An 18,563-nucleotide genomic window follows, 5' to 3' on the forward strand; every position below is an offset into this window, starting at 1 on the left:
GTAGGACGCGACCAGCGACCGATTGATCGCGCTGCGTCCTTCCTTATCGACGGCCGTTGTTGGAGAGCTTCTTCTCGCTCAAGACCGAACGCACCGCCACAAGATCTACCGTACCAGAGACGAGGCACGCGCCGATGTGTTCGACTACATCGAACGATTTTACAACTCGACCCGCAGGCACTCGACCATCGGCTACCTCAGCCAGGTTGAGTTCGAGCGCAAGGTGGGATTCGCCAGTAGAAGACAGTGACTATTTGAAATGACCTTCAGGTGCATCTCGGCAAAGATCCGACAGCGAGAGCCTCGCGTGTAAGATAAGTAGCCGCCAATCCATTCCAGGATCTCGCAACACGATACCAGTGCTCTTTTCGGGTTGGCAACAGTTGAAGCTTTCTTTGTGCCTTGCGCGCAGCCGCAAGCTTTCCGTCGCGCTTAGCTTGTTCCAGATTCTTTCGCTCTAGTTCTTCGGTCCGTTTCCATCCAACCCCTCTGATTTTGCCCTCGGCAAAGTAGTCGAAGGCGAGCCGGAAGGTGAGAGCACGACCTGCGGCGGCCCTTGGATCCAACTCTGGTTCGGTCAACCAACGCTGAAGGGTGTCGAGCCCTCCGGCCCGCCAAGCGTGAGAACGTCACTCTTCCTAAAGATAAATCAAGAGTGTCACGTATGCAGCGACCTCAAGTTGCGTGTCTAAGTCTTGTAATTCCAGCCAGCGGCTGATTGCTTCTAAAGAAGACATGGCTTTAGCTCTGCTTCCTCGCAGTCGCGCTTAGAATCCTCGCGACTGGCAAAAGGTGGGGTTGACCGCGATTCGGCTCAGAGAACGCTGCGCTGGTCAACTACAAGAATCTCCAGGTGACGGAAATCAAACCTGGCGAAGCTATCCTTCCTTCCAGACGATCGATTCCATGAAACCTGCATCGTGGAACCTATAGGCTTATGACCGATTTTGGTGTGTTTTTTCAATCGAACTTATAGGACGCCTGAAAGAACGTACCCCAGCGTTCCATGCTGTACTTCGCAAGTACGGTCGGTTCACCGCAGCCGCTGCACAAAGGGTTGCTTCGCCTGTTGGTCCCCATCGCCCAGTAGCGGCCACCGACGCCGACGCTGAAGTTCCTGGTGACGAAGTAGGACAAGACGCCTTCAACTTGGACGCCTCGGCTCCCATTGCCCCGTTGTTCATCAAACATGGTCTCGTCGCGCAAGAGATGATTGTCACGCCCCTTGAAATCGGTCCACGGCAGGTACGCGACGTCAGCATTCAGACGGGTCAGCAAGATCGCCGACAACCTGGTGGATGTCGTCGCACACCGGGCATTCATAGGTGCGGATTTGAAGACCCCAGCGGCCGGGCGTGATGCGTGCCAGCAACATTGCGGTTAGACATGCCGGGCATAGTCGCCCGAAATGGTAGGCCATGGTTGCGCGCCTTAACTCAGGCGGGAGCACGATACTCTCGGTCACCGATTATTGCCGTTGATGGTGCGGTGATTGGGCAAGGCTCGCATGTCCGGTCGCCGACTTGCTGGTCAAAAGAAAACATATTGGCAAAGGTTAATGACGGCTGCCAACCAGCAGAACGGATGGCGTCCTAATGGAAATTGATGGGACAGAACGTCCAATACTGGGAACATCGGCTAAGCCTTGGTTTCTGTTTGCTTAATCCAAAACAGGCCACTCACAAACTCAAATTAGGTACTTGCAATGGGGCGGGAATGAGGGCCTGCAGATAGCTCTGGGTGCGCCACAGTTGTGAACCCTCGCAAGGATTATGGAATACTAGCGCCGTCCGAGATTGGGTCATTGTCCAAAGCTACCGAGCTCATAGCAAGCCCAAGCCCAAGACCTAGCGCCGGGAACAACTCGGCTCGCGGCTGCTGCCATACCGGCAACCTTGCAGTCTGACATCGTCGCCATGTAGCCCTCAAGGATCGTTATTTTACTATCCTCCTGCTGCACGTAGGCAACGACGCCTAATACGCCCGATAAGCCTCGTTGTAGGGTAGTGTCGTGGCAGACATAGGACGCGGAATAGCCGGGCTTCACGGTTGCGGCCTTGATCGCTAACTCACCAATCCTCCGACACTCATCTAAGGTCTCTGATGGTCGAGCAGTGATGTTGATGGTGGCCAGAATGCTAAGATGCGTCGAGGCGACAATGTTGATGAGCGGTGGCATGCCGGCTGACTTCGAAGTCATTACTGCGTAATTCCGTTGAGCGCATCAAGCCATCGAAGATTAATGGGGCTGGCCATTGCGCCGGCCTTTCATTTTGGCTGATTTCTCCGCCTTCGTTTCTGGTCCGATCACTTGTGCCTTGTCTGTCGGTCCGGACGTACAGCCGCAATGCTGTGCAAGCCGCATTAACGACAGGTACGGCCGCGTCTGCGATGAGAATACTATAACTTCGAGAATACTATAACTTCGAGCGGCTGCTGGATTCATACTCATGAACGCTTCTCCTCATCGGCCGCGTCGCAAATGATCGTAAGCAGCCTAAAGAGCGTAAGCGGAGGTATGCGCATGAGTTCTGTACTCGTCATCGCGAACTCGTCAGGGCCTCCGCGCTCGCGGATGGTCTCGCGAAGTGCGGCGAGCTTGTTAGGATCGGCAGAACGAATAGCAGCCTCGAAGGCTGGTATGAATTTGAGCCTGTCCATTTCAACAGCCTCCTAAGCGTTCGTGAACGCTGGCCCACGAAGTGACCTTTCGTTTTGGCGGAGGCCTAGTCACTTAGAGCTTCGCGATGCGGCAAGCAACTCGCGTGCCAGACAAGTCACCATGCAAGAGAGAGAGGAGGAAGAGCACCCAGCACTATGAAAAAGCGCGGGCGGCTGCTGACGACCGCCCGCGCGAAGTTGCGGTATGAGGGCTTGGCCCTCACGAGGTCAATCAACAAGCGACCAAGCCATGCATGGCAAAACGGTCACGCCTGCAAAACAGAGCGCTTTCACACCTCGTGCACCCTAGCTACCGGAACGATGTGGCGGCTTGCGGACTGCAATGTCATGAACCGGACGCGGCCGAACGAGATGAAACGTGCAGCGCTTAGTGGCGCCGGGGTCGCGTGATGCGGGTCGATCGCGTCATCGTGTATGGCTATCAGCGCCGGGCTCCAAGCCGAGCCTTCGCAACTTCTCCTCTGCGAGAGGGCAGTTTAGCATTGCGGGCTTTGCGCCGCAGTTTGCAATATGGTCATCCTCGCCGCTTCTGACGGGTCGGCCACTGCAACCGCGTAAGTTATGTGCTTGAATTCCTCATCGTCGGCGCCTTCCTTGAAGACGGCGACGGTCACTATCCAACCGTCCATGTTGCCGCGCTCCCGAAGCCATCGCCTGTGGAGCGGTTGCGTCTGGAGCGGTTGCAGCGCTACGCGCCTAGGAGCGAAGCTCAAGGACCGTATCGTCAATGAAGCCGAGCAGACCGCCGCTAAGGACGGCGCGGAAGACGGCGATGTTAGCCGGCGGGGATTCCGGATACAGGGTTGCCTGAGGGCGAGAAGCCCGAGCCGAAGAAGCGCGACCGCAAGCCGCTGCCGGCCGATCTGCCGCGCCAGCGCATCGAACATGACCTGCCCGAGGACCAAAAGGCCTGTCCGTGCTGCCGGAGCCGGATGCATCGGATGGGCGAGAACGTCGCCGAGCAGCTGCGCATCGAGGTGAAGGCGACGGTGCTGCGGCATGTGCGGTTCAAGAGAGCTGGCTCCGCAAATTCGGACAGTAGCTTGAGTGGATTTTCTGCCTGACAGCGGCGAGGATTCTTGCCGCGAATCAGGAGCGAAGATGACGAAGAAGAGCCGCCGGATGCATTCTCCGGCATTCAAGGCGAAGGTTGCTTTGGCTGCGGTCAAAGGCGACAAGACGCTGGCGGAGCTGGCGCAACTGTTTGATGTTCATCCGAACCAGATCACGATCTGGAAAAACCAGCTCCTGGAAGGCGCCGCCGGCGTGTTTGGGCATGACAAGGCGTCGGCCGAGACGCCGGTCGATTTGAAGGCGTTACATGCCAAGATCGGCGAGCTGGCGTTGGAAAACGATTTTTTGTCCGGCGCGCTCACCAAGGCGGGCCTGCTGAGCGCAAAGCGATGATCGACCGCGGTCATGATCTTTCTATCGTGCGCCAGGCGAAGGTCCTGAAGCTGGCTCGCAGCACGGTCTACTATGAACCTCGGCCAGTTTCGGCCGAGGACCTTGCCTTGATGCGTCGGCTCGATGAGCTGCATCTCGATTATCCCTTCGCGGGAGCGCGTATGCAGCGATCGTTGCTGCGGCGGGAGGGCGTATACGCCGGTCGCCGCCACATCGCGACGCTGATGAAGCGCATGGGGATCGAGGCGGTCTATCGTCGCCCGAACACGAGTAAGCCGGCACCGGGTCACAAGATCTACCCGTACCTGTTGCGCGGATTGAAGATCGAGCGGCCCGACCAGGCGTGGGCAATGGACATCACCTACATTCCGATGCGGCGTGGCTTCGTCTATCTCGCGGCGGTCGTCGATGTGTTCAGCCGACGGGTCCTGGCCCATCGCGTCTCGATCACAATGGAGGCGGCCTTCTGCGTCGAAGCGGTCCAGGAGGCGTTGGCGAAGCACGGCAGGCCCGAGATTTTCAACACGGACCAGGGCAGCCAGTTCACCAGCCTCGAGTTCACCGATGTGCTGCTGGACGCGAAGATCGCCATCAGCATGGACGGCAAGGGCGCCTGGCGCGACAACGTGTTTGTCGAGCGGCTCTGGCGCACGGTCAAATACGAAGAAGTTTATCTCCGCGCCTACGACAGCGTGTCCGAGGCGCGAGCGTCAATTGCCAAGTATCTGGCCTTCTACAATCAGGGACGCCCTCACTCGAGCCTTGACGGGCGCACGCCCGACGAGGCTTACTTCGGCACGCAAGCTATGGTGATCGCCGCATGACCGTCGCCGACGATTTTGTCGTCGCTCTGGTCGGGCTACGCCCTCCCGACGCAACGACAAAATCGTAAGGCCCCGCGTTCAGCATAACCCGGCAGGAATCCACTTAAATCCCGCGGGGCGCTGTCCAAACAACCGGCGCCAGCTCTAAGTATGCGCGCCGCCACTGCGAGCGGACCGCACTGAATAGCCCGATGGTGACTGTGCCGATGCCGGCGCAGCCCTTGCCCGGCAGCGTCGCCACGCCTTCAACGCTGGCGCTCGTGCTCGCCAACAAGTACGTCGACGGCACGCCGCTATATTGACTGGCAGACGCGCTGGCGCGCGCCAATGTCAGCATCAGGCGCGGCGGGAGGGAGATGGCGTATTCTGAAATGCGATCAGACGGAGGCAAGCGAGCCGATAGAACCGTAGTGTGGGCCCCTCCAAGCCGAGCGCCCGGAATTGATGGACGAGCGCCAGTACCATCATAGATGAAGAAAGTCTCACGCGCGGGCCTATGCACGTGCGCGAGACTGCTTGGCTCGAGCCGCAAATAGTGGCCGCTCGCCTACGTCGACTTGGCAAGCTGGCCATCATTTGCGCTTCTTCGTATTTGAGAGCTTCTCTCCCGCGTCGCCTTTCGCCGCAGGAGCATCAGCAGACACCAATTTTGACTTGTCGCCGCTACCGAACGTGAAAGTGTCGGCGCCTGCGCTGATGCCATTCCATGCCACCGCCTCGGCGAGTGAAAGCAACCAAAGCCCTTGAAATCCCGATGCCGCATTAACCTGTCCTGTCCAAACAGTGGTTGAGCTGCAACCTTCGAAGTTGACAGCAAAGCTTATCGCCGTTCCGTTGTGGTTCTGGACGAGCCAGCCTGTCATCGCCTGAGGCACGCCTTCGTCGCAGCTATTGGTTGCGTTGTTCGTATAGGTGCCGGAAATCGCGCCGGTGCTCCGGTCGTAGCTGCTGACCGCCAGGGTTGAGCCGTACTGGTTGCTCCATGTCCAAATGGGTTGCGCCTCTGCCGCTGTCGCCAGTATCAACCCGAGGCAGGCAGACGCGATCCACTCGATTAATTTCCAATTTGCTAGACGCATTGTAGACTCCATTTACTGGTAACTCCACAGCCTTCTGGCCGTCGTCGTATGGTAGGGCTGCGCCGATGGTCCAATACGCGCTCTCGCTGGGACTCAATATCTCACAGCCCCCAGCGCCACCCCAGCGGTAGTTCACGCGGATCAAACCGATATCAAAGTCCTGACCAATACGCGCGGTCCCTGCAAAAGCGCCTGCTGGACCGCCCACAAGCCCGGTTGAAAAGAAGAAGTCCGCATCCCGATGAGCCGTGAACAAGTGATCGTACTCAACGCCAATTGACCAGTTCCGAGCGAAGTCGAATTCAAGGCCCGTGCCTACGGCGCCGCCCCACCGGGGCTCGCTGCCGTTATCGACGTTCATCCCCGTTGTGAAATCGAAGACCCGGTACTTGTCGCGGACGACCGGAGCGCCACTTTCACATAGAGCAGCATGTTATTCCAAGTGTAGCCAACCTGGCCCGTGAACAGGCCGAAGGCATCGATCTTGGTGCCATCCTGGACGCCGACGAAAGCGAGATTGGAGTTGGAGCCGCTGAGATTGGGCCAGTTACCCTGCGCCTCCAGGTCAAACACCGAGTTGGCTATTTGCCGGCCGTAGCCGATTTGGCCACCGAACGTGCCACCGGTTGCATTGTGGCAACCCATGCCACGAGGTGGAGCGAAGACCAAGCCGGCGGCGTTGGCTACGTCCCAGCACTGATGCGCGGTGCTACCGCCGCCATTGATGCCGATGTAGAAGCCGGTCCAATCAAAGATCGGAATCACTATCGGAGAAGCTTTGGCGTAAGGCCGCGCGGCTAGATCTGCGGAGGCGGCAGGAGCGGTCAACGCGATCAGGGCTACCGTGCCGAGCAAGACGTTCTTCATGCGAAACGACTCCGCGATCGTTCATCGGGCACGCGTACCATAGCTACATCCTCTCGATCAATAACCAAGCTCAATAGTTGACTAAGGGCGCAAGACATCCAGCAGCATGCTGAGCGGCGTTTGATTTGGGAATGCCTACAGAGCTTGTAGGAGCCTCGCGGTGCGGTTTTGCTGATACTGAACTAACGGCGGCATATCGAACCAGCTCAACGCAAACGGCGAGGGTCATGATGAAAATGGCTGTTTGGAGTGCGATCGGCTTCTTTGCGGTAGGCCGCCGTCGCCCGACGTATTGAAGACGAAATCGGAGTTAAGCGACACGATTAGGCCGCCGATTGTCAATCCGAGCAGGATTAGGAATGGTCGCATCAACGTCCATTGAATAACGACTTTGGCGCGGTTGCCACCCTTGGCCGTCACCGAGAAGTTATGCGATCCCCTGGTCAGCAGCCCCAGAGCAGCAGCCCGACTGATCGGCCAGGCCGCCATCAGCTGAGCCGTGTCGTTGAGAAGCGGGACAAACAGTCCTTTCGACAGCCAGTTCAAAGATACCAGGACCACCAGGTAATACGGCACGTAAAATTTGATAATGTCGACCAGCGACGCGTTCACGATCGTGATCCCGCACCACCAGTACAACAGTGGGCAAATCAGGCTGGCAAGCCGGAAGGGAAAGGTGGTGAGCCAATAGAGTAGTGAGTCGATGATGCCGATTCGATGCATCAGCCCGAGGCGGTGCAAGCCAAATGGGCTGTATGAGTTGCGGACAATCTGCATTAGGCCGAGGCACCACCGGCCACGCTGGACGATATACTCTTGCAATCCCTCGGGAGCCAAGCCTTCAGTCAGCGGCTCGTTAAGGTACACGGTTTGCCAGCCGTTTTCCGCGAGCTTGAGCGTGAGCAGGAAGTCCTTGGTCACGCTTTGTATCGGAATCCAACCGATAGAGCTTCGAGCATGGCGAATCCCCAACTGAAGAGCGCATCCGCAGTCCAGTCGAGCGGCGCCAGAGTTTCGGTGATGCGCCAGATCACATAGCGCCACGAGAGTATGGCGGCCGCCCCAAGGAGAAGTGCGCGCCAATACCATTTCATCGGATTGAGCAAAGGGAGGACAGTAAGGCGGAGCCCGATTACCAAAGCGGCGCCTGCGAAGGCAGCAAGGAGTGGAGACAGCAGAAGCATCAGAGTCCGTACCGCGTAATAAACCGGCGAAATTGTGCGATGGGACCGCCCGTGAAGATGACGCGACCAGTACGCCCGATCGCGCAGCTGAGATCTGGCTCTGCCGCGAGGTCGGGAACAGTCACGGTGACGTCAAAGCGCTGGAGATGCTGCGCACTTGGACCCACAGCAAGGTTGGCGTACAGCGAGCTTGCACCGGATCCGCCGAGGCGGGTTATGGTTCCATCGAAAATCCGATCATCCCCAAACAACCGAAACTGGACCGCCGCCCCCACGGAAAGACTGTCGTACAGAGACTCGGCGACGCCGGCGGCGACGATCAGCGTATTGCAGTCGACGATCTTGACAAGATCCTGGCCACGCCGCGCGTATTGGCCGTCGCCTACCAGTATGTCCCAGACTAGGCCCGAGATGCCGGCACTGAGCGTGGCGAAGGTCAAACTATTGACACGAAGACGCTCGGCGTCGATCTGCCGGTCGAGCTGGGCGATGCGCGCCTTCAGCTGCTCTTTGTCCACAGTCAGCTCGGCCAGCCGTTGCTCGAGTTCACGGATACGTTGGGTCGAGGAGGGAGCAGCATTGTAGGACTCCCCGATGAAGACGTTCGCGAGCGGACGCGAGTTCGGTCTCCGAGTAATTTACTCGCTGCCGCGCACTCTCGAGTTCTTGCTGGGCGACGTCGTAAGTTGCGCGAGCGCGATCCAGATTGGCCGCTGTCTGTACGCCACGCGTGTTTAGTTCGTTCGCGCGCTGGAACTCTGCATCCGCCTGACGGAGGCGCGCAGCCGCAGCGTCTTGAGTTGCTTTCGTTTCGGCAATTCGGGGCTGGCCAGCAAGGCGCTTGAGCTCGATCCGTTGGTCTTCGCGATCGCGATCAAGCTCAAGAAGCCTGGCGGTATCGAAACGCTGGTCGTATATTTCAGCTATAAGCCCGCCGGGGCTAACGCGCGCGCCCATGTTTTTTATGGCGAGCGTCACCCTTCCTTCGATCGGGGCACGAACGATGTTGAGCCTAGCATTGAGCGTAGCATCCGCCGATGTCCCAGCAAAGTGCTCGCCGATAACAACGTATAGTCCCACAGTCAGCAGGGCGAAACCGACGACGACGCGTACGAGTCTCATAGGCGACTTGCAAGTTCATTACCAATGGGAAGGTGGCTCCACTGAGCGGCATTTGCTACGCTAGCGTTCTCAAGAGGGCGCTACGGAGACTCGTTTTTCTTTAGGCCTCTGCCAAACCATCCTCTGCTGCTTGTTTCGGGTTGGAACGCCGGGTGCCACTCGAACCGATTTTGACATCGGCAATGAAGCGGCCGCATTGCATCGAACGATAGTTTTACAAGCTCGACCCGTTCGGGCGCCATCTATCAGACTAGCAGGCTGGTAAAGAACAGTTTCGTGATCTCAACGGCCGGAGGATCCGTCTCATCAGAACTGGCGAGGGTGACAAATTCGTTCTTGCAGTTCCAGCAGCGCCAAAGATATTGGACCTGCGCACCTGTGCGCTCATGCCACTCAAGGTGGACCAATGCAGAACCACATCGAGAGCATTTATCGGAATGTGCCATCGAGATCGACGCCATGTGAAAGCTCGTGTATTTGCGCAGCGAGGCCATGGGTAAAACGACCATATCGTAAGCCGCCGCTCCTCGAGCGCCTGCGTTGGATGAGACCTCCCCTTCAAGCCTCATGCCAACTGCGAGAGCTTGATCATAAAAGGCCCAACTGCTTGAGGGAGAGTACCAAAACCGACAAGCATGTCTGAAATCGGACGTCGGCGTAGTTGGTCGACCGTTCTTTGATAGTGGATGGGGTGTCAACCCCGATAGACAAAAGTGATCCGGTGCCGGGTTCATGGTTCTTTCCGCGGACGTCTCTATGCCGGAGCGCACATGATTGCGTTCTTTCTGCGAAGGACGGCAAAAAGAATCCCGGCATTGGTCCATGCGGCTTCGCAGTCGGTACGTGTTTTGAGCAAGAAACTTATGCAAAGCCGCTCGATGGGAGACGAGGTGATGCCTCGTAAAGTTCGCCTGCCTCGTCTGGACCTCGACGCGCGACGCCTGCTAAGCTGCTCGGTAGTGCCGGAGCTTGGCTCAAGCGGAGCCATCGCGAGATGGCTGTATCGAGCGCATGCCATGACTTCTTCGTACTTGCAATCTCAAAACGTGCTTGCATCGTTTCTTTCGAGCCGATCTTTAAGGAGTTGGATTGAGCTGAGCTGGACAGTTGAGCATGCGCCAAAGCGAGACCAGCAACAGGCGCAAAGTTCTCCAACCCAAGCGAGGATGCGTCGGAAGTTGGGGCCGGCGGCAGAGAGGGCGACGTTGGCTGCGGCCCCGGTGCGGCCTTTGAGGTAACACCGGCCGAGGTGTCCTTCGGTTCTGAGGTGTCCTATGATAGGCTCAATGGCGGAGCGGCGGCGCAGCTCCCGCTTGCCACTCTCAGGCCTGGAATCGCAGAAGGCCTCGAGGAAGATCCAGATCCATGCATCGACCAGCAAGGAGCCTTCCTCCGAAGTGACTGTCAAAGATTACGCAGCCCCTTGGCGATCGCTTGGCCAACCTCTCGCTTAGCCTGATGACCATGAATTATCAAGAAGAACCAACCAATTGGCATGCCGACCTCACGGTCGATGGGCTTCGACGCGGTCCATCAGGATACGGACCGACGCGTCGCCAGCGATGAGCCTCTCTTCCGGCAAATGCAGCGGGCGCGGCACGAACCCGATCTCGAGCGTACCTTTATCGTCATAGTCGTAGATGTTGAACGCCCAGTGCGCGTAGATCCGCTAGGCCGAAGCACTTGCCCGCCCGCCCAAGCATTCGATAGAGCCAACCGGCGATTACCTTCGTACGCATACGACGAGGACCGCGTGATGGACGCATGCGCGCGGGTACGGCGAGCTCTATGATGGCGTTTGCGTGAAGGTCAGGCGGCCTGCTGATCGGCGGGCTTGTCGGCTTGGCGCAGGAGCTTCCATTCCCAGGGCAGCAATTCGTGCAGACGCGATGCGGGAAGATCGGCGATACGGGCGAGGACGTCGGCGAGCCAGGCTTTCGGATCGACGTCGTTGAGACGACAGGTCGTGATCATCGTCAGCATGATGGCGGCACGGTCGGCACCACGCTGGCTGCCGGCGAAGGTCCAGTTGCGCCTTCCCAAGGCGATGCCTCTCAATGCGCGCTCAGCACAATTGTTGGTCAAGCAGATCCTGCCATCGTCGAGGAAGCGGGCGAAGTCGTCCCAGCGCCTGAGCATGTAATTCATAGGCTTCAGGACCTCGGAGGAGCGAGAGAGGGTTTCGCGCTCACGCAGCAACCAGGCGTGCATGTCCCCGAGGAGCGGCTTGCTCTTTTCCTGGCGCACGGCGCGCCGCTCTTCGGCGCCGCAGCCGTTAATGGCGCGCTCGATCTCGAACAACACATCCAGGCGCCTGACCGCCTCCAGCGCGATCGGAGAGACCGGTTTACCTCTCTTGCCTTCCCGGGCATTCTTCTCGATGTCAGCCAGCTCGAAGAAGCCCCGCCGCGCATGGGCGAAGCAAAACGCCGGCGTAATCGGCAGCACCTTCTTCTGCGGGTCGAACAGCGGCTCGAAGCCGTTGTAGCAATCGGCTTGCAGGATGCCGGCGAAGGCGGCCAGATGCTTCTGCGGATGCTCGCCTCGTCGGTCGCTCGAGGCGTAATAGACCGCCGCCGGCGGCGCAGGCCCGGCAAAGGGCCGGTCATCCCGCACATAAGTCCAGATCCGCCCGGTCGTGCACTTGCCCTTCGCCAGGATACGGATGGTGGTGTCATCGCCATGAAGGCGCTCAGCAGCGAGCACATGGCGTTCGATCAAGTGGAAGAGTGGCATGACGGCGAAGGTCCCGTGGCCGACCTGGTCGGCCAGCGTCGACAGCGGCAAATCGATCCTCTCGGCCTTAAAGCGCGCACTCTGGCGGTTGAGCGGGATATGCATGCCGAACTTGTCGAACAGGATCGTCGCCAGCAATTGTGGGCCGATGAAGCCGCGCGGCGTGGCATGGAACGGCGCAGGCGGCTGGCTGATCTTCTCGCAATCGCGGCAGGTGAACTTCTCGCGCACTGTCTCGATGACCTTGAAGCGACGCGGGATCTCCTCCAGCGTCTTGGTCACATCCTCGCCGACCTTCGCCAGCCGCGATCCGCCGCAGCAGGCGCAGCTCGTCGGAGCGTCAATGACGACGCGCTCGTGTTCGATGTCGTCCGGCCAAGGCTTGCGCACCGGCCGCTTGCGCGTGAAGGGGCGGACGTTCTGCGTCTTCGCCGCTGCGGCCTGCGCCGCAAGCTCATCCTCGCTCGCCGTGGCGACGAGGTCTTCGAGCTCCAGTTCCAACTGCTCGAGCAGCCGCGCCGTGCGCTCGGAGCGCTGCCCGTACAGTTCGCGTTTGAGCTTCTCGATCCGCAGCTCGAGATGCGCGACCAGCGCCTCGTTGTTCGACAGCTCCGCCTGCGCGCTGGCAGCCATCGCCTCAGCTCGCAGCCGCGCCTCACGCTCGGCCTGCAGCGCCGCCAGGGCACTGACAAGGTCCGATGGAAGATCGTCCGGCTTTGATATCACGAAGCCATTGAATCAGATCAAGCAGCAGATTCAAACCTGCAAAACGACTAACCGACCCGCGTCGGACGCTGGGTTTCTTGAGGGTTGCGCCAATCGATCCCGGACAACAGATAGCTCAATTGCGCCGGAGAGATCGTTACCGATTCACCGGCAACCGATGGCCAGATGAACCTTCCTCTCTCGAGTCTTTTGGTAAACAAGCATGCTCCCTGGCCATCGTGCCAGATCATCTTCACAAGATCGCTGCGGCGACCGCGGAAGACGAACAGATGACCGCTGAGCGGGTCTTTGCGCAACACCTCCTGCACTTGGAGTGCCAACGACGGAAAGCCTCTGCGCATATCCGTGTAGCCTGTCGCGAGCCACACTCGCGCGCCTGTCGGAACCGGGATCATCGGCGCACCAGGGCATCGAGAACTCGCCGCAGCGCGTCTCCATCAACGTCACCGTCGACCCGGATGCGGTGTCCGCTACCGAGATCAATCTCGATGATGCCCTGGCTCCTCCGTCGACGCGCCGGCGCCGTCGTCAATGGCGCTTCGGCCACATCCCGCGGCGGCACAGACGGCCCAATCTCGACCGGCACCAACGGCGCTACACTCGTTTCACCGTGCTTGCAAAGCTCTTTGCGCCACCTGAACAGCTGGCTCACATGAAGGCCGGCCATGCGAGCCACCTCGGAAACAGTGGCTCCGGGCTCGAACGATGCTGCAACTAGCCGTTCCTTCTCATCCTGTGACCACCGACGCCGCCGCTCGACCGATGTGATCACCTCTGCCCGCGAAATCGTCATAGCGCTTCTCCTAGGATTACCCCTAGGACCTGCAGCGCTCGCGTCCGTCAAACAAGGCGGCCCTCAATGGAGGGATACTTACCTTCTCGCGGATATATCTTCGTGCGTGATCCATGACGGATCGAGTAACTCGTCCTTGCCGCAAGCCAATCTCACAGGTTGCGTTAGGGAACCTACAAGGTTTGGCAGGCGGCTAACTCAACCAGTTTAGGTATCCTACGGCCCCGGTCGCGCAGTGCGGGGACATCCCAGACGAAGGAGATCGCAGATGGCCTACAAGAAACTCGCCAATCAAAGCGGGCTGACGCTTACGGTTTTGCTCATTACGCGTGTTGGCTCGGAGCCGAACCAGTAACGGATCGATTGTGGCGGCGGCACTACCGGCGGGCGGCAGGCAGACGGTTGAGTACGGTAATACGCAGACTCCTTCCTCAACGGGCTCGTGATTTCCTTGTCTCGATGGGCATTTTCGAGCGCCTCGCAGACCGTGACAACTCGCGGCAGGGGCCGGAATAATCTGCTGAACACACGACACGTTGACCTAGCGGAGCGGGCGGCCTGAACGCGGTGGGCTCGAATACATAAACGCAGTCCACGGCGCTGCTGATCTCGGTGGCGGCGGGAGCTGGCCGCTGCTGGACGACAAGGCCGACCCTATCCGCGCCGCCGCCTGCTCGATGGGGTGCCGCAGATGGACGGAAAGCTCAAGCTCATGCCTCCGTCGCAGCGGTGATCGCGGGCGCCGAGTTGTTGAATGGCCTCCGGCCGCGACGCATTCTGGTTCCTTCATCTGGCTAGTACACAAGGACCGAAGGTGCTCTGGGACAGTATCCTTCGGAGACGCTCAAGTGTCCACGAAACGATCTGACGTCATCATGGGAGACGGTATTGCATATGAGCACCAATCGTGCGGTACCCGAGCCGCCTAATGCGCTCCGGCTGGTCACACAGGCGTATATGAGCCTTCTCCTCATCGCCTTCGCCTTGATGCCCGCCCAGTTCATTGCCTACCTGTATTTCCAGCAGGATCCCACGCTAAAATTCGAAAATCACCCATTCCATGAATTCGCGATTGCCCTCGCCACCCTCGAAGGGCTGTTCGTCACCTATGTGACGTGGCGCTGCTACTGGTCTTCGGGCGAACCTCTGTTGCGTTGGTTGACGCTGGGTTTTCTCGGCTTCGTATTGATCTATTTACTGCACGGCGCCTTCACCAGGATGGCACACCGCAACATCTGGCTGTTTCTGCTCTATGGACCGGCGTCGCGTCTCGCGATGTCGATTCTTCTCTTCGTTGGGCTGCTCAGCTATAACCAGCCATCAGACGAGGTCGAGAAGCGTTCGGATGCGCGCACATGGCTGATGTGGACCGGCCTGTTCCTGACCGTGGATATAGCTGTCGCATTGATCGCCTACTCCCCCTATGCGGGACACCCGGCGGTACGCTTGTCCATGGAGGGCGGTGCACTGGTGTTCAGCGCGCTGAACGTTGCGGTCATGCTCATGCGAGGGATTCACTCGCCGCTCATGCTTGTTTTCGGCATCTCGGTCGCGTGGTTTGCGTTATCGTCGCTCGCATTCATTCTGGCGGCACCGTGGAATCATATGTGGTGGCTCGCCCACGCGATCTTTGCTGGCGGGTTCTTGCTGCTCAGCTATGGCGTTGTCCAGGCTTTCCGAACGACGCAATCCTTCTCGACCATCTATAGCCAGGAAGAAATGATGGCCCGCCTGGCCGATTCGATGGCCGACACTCAAAGGGCGCTACAGCAAGTGCAGGTGAGCAATCAAAGGTTAGAACGCCTTGTCGCCACCGACCCACTGACCGGTGCCGGAAATCGGCGACACTTCCTCGACCATATCGGCGCCGAGATCGCGCGGGCCAAACGAACCGGTGCTCCATTATCTCTGCTGTCGCTCGATCTCGACCATTTCAAGGATATCAATGACTCACGTGGTCACAGCGTCGGCGATGAGGTGCTCCGCGCATTTGTGCGAAAGTGTCTGGAGGCAATTCGCCCTTATGACTCTGTCGCACGCGTGGGCGGTGAAGAATTCATGGTCTTGCTGCCCGCGGCGACGCTCGACACGGCTTACGCGGTAGCCGAACGCCTTCGATCGACGATTGAAGGCACTGCATTCGACGTCGAAGCTCAGCCGTCGGTCGGCGTCACCATCAGCGTTGGGGTGTCGGAGTTCGGGCGCGATGGAGACACGCTTGACGGATTGCTGAACGTCGCCGATCAGCGGCTCTATCGCGCAAAACATGAAGGTCGCAATCGTGTGATTGCCGCGTAAGCTTCATTCATTCGCGCGCTTAGCCTCAGGCGCTCCGCGCCGTGGCGCTCATTTTCGTTGTCATTCTCCAGGTCAGATCCGAAGCTCCACTTACCAATTTCTCTTCGTCGCCCATCGCGAAAACGAGAAAGTTTTTCGGAATGAGTCCGGAGTAGCACAATGGCTTCGCGGTCAAAAAGTTCGCGCTGAAGCTGGTCGAGCAGGCGCGCCGCATTCTTCGTTGCTCAAAAAGCTCAGGAAAATCCAGTTGCCGGAGATCGCCTATACCGCGCTAACCCAGGCAAGCGACTATGCCGGCACCTTCTAGGTGGAGCGCGGTTTAACCGGGACGGTTCTCGGGAGTCGCGCAGCCGGTCGAGGAAGAGTCGAAGAAGATTCATGACGTCGGCAACAATCGCCCATTCAATTGCGTGATCCGGCGCCTGGACAGCGCGTTCTATCGATCCTCGGGCAGATGCTGGCGGGCAAGGTGGGTGATCCCGACCGCAGCGGTGTCGACAACCGTCTGTTCGTGAACGGGGTTGTGGGTTCCGCGGTCCGGCGCCTAACTGGCAGCACCTGCACCTGCCGGAGCGCTATGGCAAGTGGAACAGCGTGCCTGCGCGGTTTCCCGCTGGGCCAAAGCGGCGTGTGGGAGAAAGTGTTTGCCGAACTGATCCGGGATCGCGACAATAAATACCTGATGCTCGACACCACTCTGGTTCGCGTCCACCAGCAGGCCGCGAGCGGAGAAGGGGGCCAAAACTCAAGAACTCGGGCGCTCCGGAGGTGGTTTGACGACCAAGATCCACATGCTCTGCAACGGCCTCGGTCGTCCGCTTACATGCTCATGGCCGGTCAACGACACGGCAATCTCACTACGAAAGCCCTGCTCGAAGGCTTTGAGGCCGGGGCTGTGCTAGCCGACAGGGCCTATGACTACAACGACGTCTGCGCAAAACCATCGCAGACAGGAACTCCCAAGCAGAGATTTCCTCAGCCGCTCTCGCAAGGTCCCGATCCCCCACGACGAAACGATCTACAAGCTGAGAAACCGCATCGAGCGCTGCTCAACAAGCTCAAAACACTTCCGCCGCTTCGCTACGCGATTCGACCGACGGGCCGAACTTCCTCGCGTTTGTCCACCTCGCCGCAATCTGCTTTGGCTTCAATGAGTGTGTAGTCGTCCTAGCTATACGCCCAACCAACGCGCCCCTGAGGCGGCGCTGTATCGTAGCAACCGAATTCGGCACGGCGTTCAGTTCTGAGCGGGACAGCAGCGGGGTCTTTGCATTCTGAGAAGCCCAAGTTTTTTGACGGACGCGGGCCGACGAGGTCGGGAGGGCGGAATCGTCCCCTTCGTGCGGCGATGCGTGGATAGCTTACCTCACCGCAGAGGGTGGCTGTGTTTTGAGACGATCCAGCATCTTCGATCCCTCGCGGAACGACTTCGACCAGGAGTTCTTGGCAAAGTCCAAGTGGCACTTCATAGCCTGAAAGTGGATTGTCCTTTTCGCCGTCAGTGACTTCTCCGAAAATCAATAAGAGCGCGAAGGCCCAGCCAGCCCAATTCCATTGGCTTTGCATACGTCCACGCCGTACCGAATGAGGTGGGTATGACAAGTTGGAGATTGTGGTACCTTCTGAAGGTTGATGATCGGAACTGAGCAGCGAACCACTTAGCACGTCGGCAAATGAACGCGGAGAACAATTTCGCGGCGCGGCTCATTGACGCCGGTCGCCTCGCAGCAATAGCACGTACATGCGGTCTGAAAGCTGACGTCTCATATTACGTCAATGAGGCGCTCAAAGAGCTTTGGCGAAGCAGGTCGCCCGACGAGGCAAAGAGGATCGCTCAGCGCTGGGTCTTGTGGGACTCAGAAGGGAGGCCGTGGCCGCGCCTGCCATCGCTGGAAAACGTGGTTCCGTTCTATCGCGCCGGCACGGCACAGGTATCGGTTGTGAATCGGCCGGTGACGCCACTGCATGCAATCCGGAACTGGTTCGAAGGCCAGAATGAGGAGGTACGATGCGAGATCGCTGGCATGGCAGCGCTTCTGGTCTTGGAAGGTGGTGGTCTTCTCGAATGCAGCAGCAAAGGGTGGTGTGACCATCTTCGGAGGTGGCTGAGCGAGGCGGGATTGCCAGCCCATACGATCATCGGCCGCGCTTTGAGGTTCCGGACCTGTTTTGAGTATTTCGCGGAGAGCAGGTTCACCGAGTCGGGCTGGAGACGGTCCGAAGCGGCCGCTCTCAAAATTCTCGAAGATACCAAGCGCGACCCGAACTCGGAAGCTGTGCGGTTTGTACCAATTGCCCGAAAACTGCTTGATACCTTGCCCGCTCGAAAAATCCGTTGGATGGAAGTACGGAAGTCCTGGAGAGAACTGGCGAACGCCAGCCTCACAGCCCGGGCTCTCAGGGTATGGAGCGCCTCACAGATGAGATAGGAGGTAGCACGGACCCTGGTTCAGAAGTGTGGCGCCATCCCGAAAGACTTTAGCGATGCGCCAAGGACCGGTACGTGCTTGCGCTCGAACTCAACCCGGCCGCTGGCCAAGCACCTTGTAAGGTCGCCTTGGGCATCTTCGTACTGACGTATGGTCGACTTCGGCAAAAGCGACAACTGGCACCGTCTCAATTTCCGTCTTGTCCGGTTGCTTTCTGTCTTGTCTGGTTGAAGACGGAGATGGTTGTAAGCCCGACATGACGACGCTCCCATTCCGTCTTCAAGCAAAGCCCGCAATCAGCTTTTGCGCGCCGCGCAGCCGCTGCTGGTATGGCTTGATCCAATTCGATGATCGCGGCGCCGTTGCTGCTTATGGTCAGGCGCTCGACGGCGACTGCATGTGGCTGTGCACCCCGC

16 protein-coding genes and 4 pseudogenes are annotated in these 18,563 nt (G+C 58.9%); 7 read left to right on the forward strand and 13 right to left on the reverse strand.

Annotation, left to right across the window (positions count from 1 at the left end; genetic code table 11):
* Positions 1-59: 59 nt before the first annotated feature.
* Positions 60-250, forward strand: a pseudogene (locus tag HAP48_RS26640) (IS3 family transposase); the annotation flags it as partial.
* Positions 251-960: 710 nt separating this feature from the next.
* Here the strand turns inward: HAP48_RS26640 and HAP48_RS26645 are convergent.
* The 4 genes from HAP48_RS26645 to HAP48_RS26660 all read right to left on the reverse strand — a co-directional run bounded on the left by HAP48_RS26645 (position 961) and on the right by HAP48_RS26660 (position 3,311).
* Positions 961-1,278, reverse strand: coding sequence for a hypothetical protein (locus HAP48_RS26645; protein ID WP_224496607.1), 318 nt, complete (start codon positions 1,276-1,278; stop codon positions 961-963).
* A 523-nt stretch (positions 1,279-1,801) separates the two neighbouring features.
* A complete protein-coding gene (locus HAP48_RS26650; protein ID WP_029084862.1) occupies positions 1,802-2,179 on the reverse strand; it encodes a hypothetical protein in 378 nt (125 codons plus the stop codon).
* A gap of 269 nt (positions 2,180-2,448) precedes the next feature.
* Positions 2,449-2,661, reverse strand: a complete 213-nt coding sequence (locus HAP48_RS26655; RefSeq protein WP_029084861.1) for a hypothetical protein — start codon at positions 2,659-2,661, stop codon at positions 2,449-2,451.
* 497 nt (positions 2,662-3,158) lie between these two features.
* Positions 3,159-3,311, reverse strand: a complete 153-nt coding sequence (locus tag HAP48_RS26660; RefSeq protein ID WP_224497162.1) for a hypothetical protein — start codon at positions 3,309-3,311, stop codon at positions 3,159-3,161.
* A gap of 30 nt (positions 3,312-3,341) precedes the next feature.
* Here HAP48_RS26660 and HAP48_RS26665 point away from each other — a divergent pair.
* From HAP48_RS26665 to HAP48_RS26675, 3 genes and pseudogenes are all read left to right on the forward strand, one after another.
* Positions 3,342-3,701: pseudogene (locus HAP48_RS26665) on the forward strand (IS66 family transposase zinc-finger binding domain-containing protein); the annotation flags it as partial.
* A gap of 82 nt (positions 3,702-3,783) precedes the next feature.
* A protein-coding gene (locus HAP48_RS26670) for an IS3-like element ISRj2 family transposase (protein WP_166206328.1) occupies positions 3,784-4,913 on the forward strand; the annotation gives its coding sequence in 2 pieces (ribosomal slippage) (positions 3,784-4,036 and positions 4,036-4,913; 1,131 coding nt in all).
* Positions 4,914-5,059: 146 nt separating this feature from the next.
* Positions 5,060-5,212 (forward strand): annotated as a pseudogene (locus HAP48_RS26675) (IS66 family transposase); the annotation flags it as partial.
* Between the two features lie 273 nt (positions 5,213-5,485).
* Here the strand turns inward: HAP48_RS26675 and HAP48_RS26680 are convergent.
* From HAP48_RS26680 to tnpA, 9 genes and pseudogenes are all read right to left on the reverse strand, one after another.
* On the reverse strand, positions 5,486-5,992 hold the full coding sequence (locus HAP48_RS26680) for an avidin/streptavidin family protein (protein WP_166208718.1): 507 nt from the start codon (positions 5,990-5,992) through the stop codon (positions 5,486-5,488).
* Positions 5,993-6,349: 357 nt separating this feature from the next.
* Positions 6,350-6,859 (reverse strand): hypothetical protein, encoded by a 510-nt coding sequence (locus HAP48_RS26685; protein WP_063619001.1) that lies wholly within the window; start codon positions 6,857-6,859, stop codon positions 6,350-6,352.
* A gap of 225 nt (positions 6,860-7,084) precedes the next feature.
* Positions 7,085-7,780, reverse strand: a complete 696-nt coding sequence (locus HAP48_RS26690) for a glycosyltransferase family protein (RefSeq protein WP_234622328.1) — start codon at positions 7,778-7,780, stop codon at positions 7,085-7,087.
* A gap of 262 nt (positions 7,781-8,042) precedes the next feature.
* A complete protein-coding gene (locus HAP48_RS26695; RefSeq protein WP_029084857.1) occupies positions 8,043-8,561 on the reverse strand; it encodes an HlyD family secretion protein in 519 nt (172 codons plus the stop codon).
* 28 nt (positions 8,562-8,589) lie between these two features.
* A complete protein-coding gene (locus HAP48_RS26700; protein ID WP_029084856.1) occupies positions 8,590-9,165 on the reverse strand; it encodes an HlyD family secretion protein in 576 nt (191 codons plus the stop codon).
* 1,076 nt (positions 9,166-10,241) lie between these two features.
* Positions 10,242-10,480, reverse strand: a pseudogene (locus HAP48_RS26705) (IS5/IS1182 family transposase); the annotation flags it as partial.
* 494 nt (positions 10,481-10,974) lie between these two features.
* A complete protein-coding gene (tnpC, locus tag HAP48_RS26710; protein ID WP_166207527.1) occupies positions 10,975-12,627 on the reverse strand; it encodes an IS66 family transposase in 1,653 nt (550 codons plus the stop codon).
* 47 nt (positions 12,628-12,674) lie between these two features.
* Positions 12,675-13,022, reverse strand: a complete 348-nt coding sequence (gene tnpB, locus HAP48_RS26715) for an IS66 family insertion sequence element accessory protein TnpB (RefSeq protein WP_165124204.1) — start codon at positions 13,020-13,022, stop codon at positions 12,675-12,677.
* Positions 13,019-13,420: an IS66-like element accessory protein TnpA gene (gene tnpA / locus HAP48_RS50165; protein WP_166205105.1), complete on the reverse strand. Its 402-nt coding sequence runs from the start codon at positions 13,418-13,420 to the stop codon at positions 13,019-13,021. Before tnpA ends, tnpB begins: the two co-directional genes overlap by 4 nt.
* Positions 13,421-14,314: 894 nt before the next feature.
* Here tnpA and HAP48_RS50170 point away from each other — a divergent pair.
* The 3 genes from HAP48_RS50170 to HAP48_RS26735 all read left to right on the forward strand — a co-directional run bounded on the left by HAP48_RS50170 (position 14,315) and on the right by HAP48_RS26735 (position 18,147).
* Positions 14,315-15,718 carry a GGDEF domain-containing protein gene (locus tag HAP48_RS50170; RefSeq protein ID WP_165128137.1) on the forward strand — a complete coding sequence of 468 codons (1,404 nt, stop codon included), beginning with the start codon at positions 14,315-14,317 and terminating at the stop codon, positions 15,716-15,718.
* Positions 15,719-16,172: 454 nt separating this feature from the next.
* Entirely contained in the window at positions 16,173-16,880 is a 708-nt protein-coding gene (locus tag HAP48_RS26730; protein WP_371261263.1) for a hypothetical protein, read from the forward strand.
* 511 nt (positions 16,881-17,391) lie between these two features.
* A complete protein-coding gene (locus HAP48_RS26735) occupies positions 17,392-18,147 on the forward strand; it encodes an HAD family hydrolase (protein WP_165128139.1) in 756 nt (251 codons plus the stop codon).
* Positions 18,148-18,563 lie beyond the last annotated feature (416 nt).

This window comes from Bradyrhizobium septentrionale (assembly GCF_011516645.4).
Taxonomy (GTDB): Bacteria; Pseudomonadota; Alphaproteobacteria; order Rhizobiales; family Xanthobacteraceae; genus Bradyrhizobium; species Bradyrhizobium septentrionale.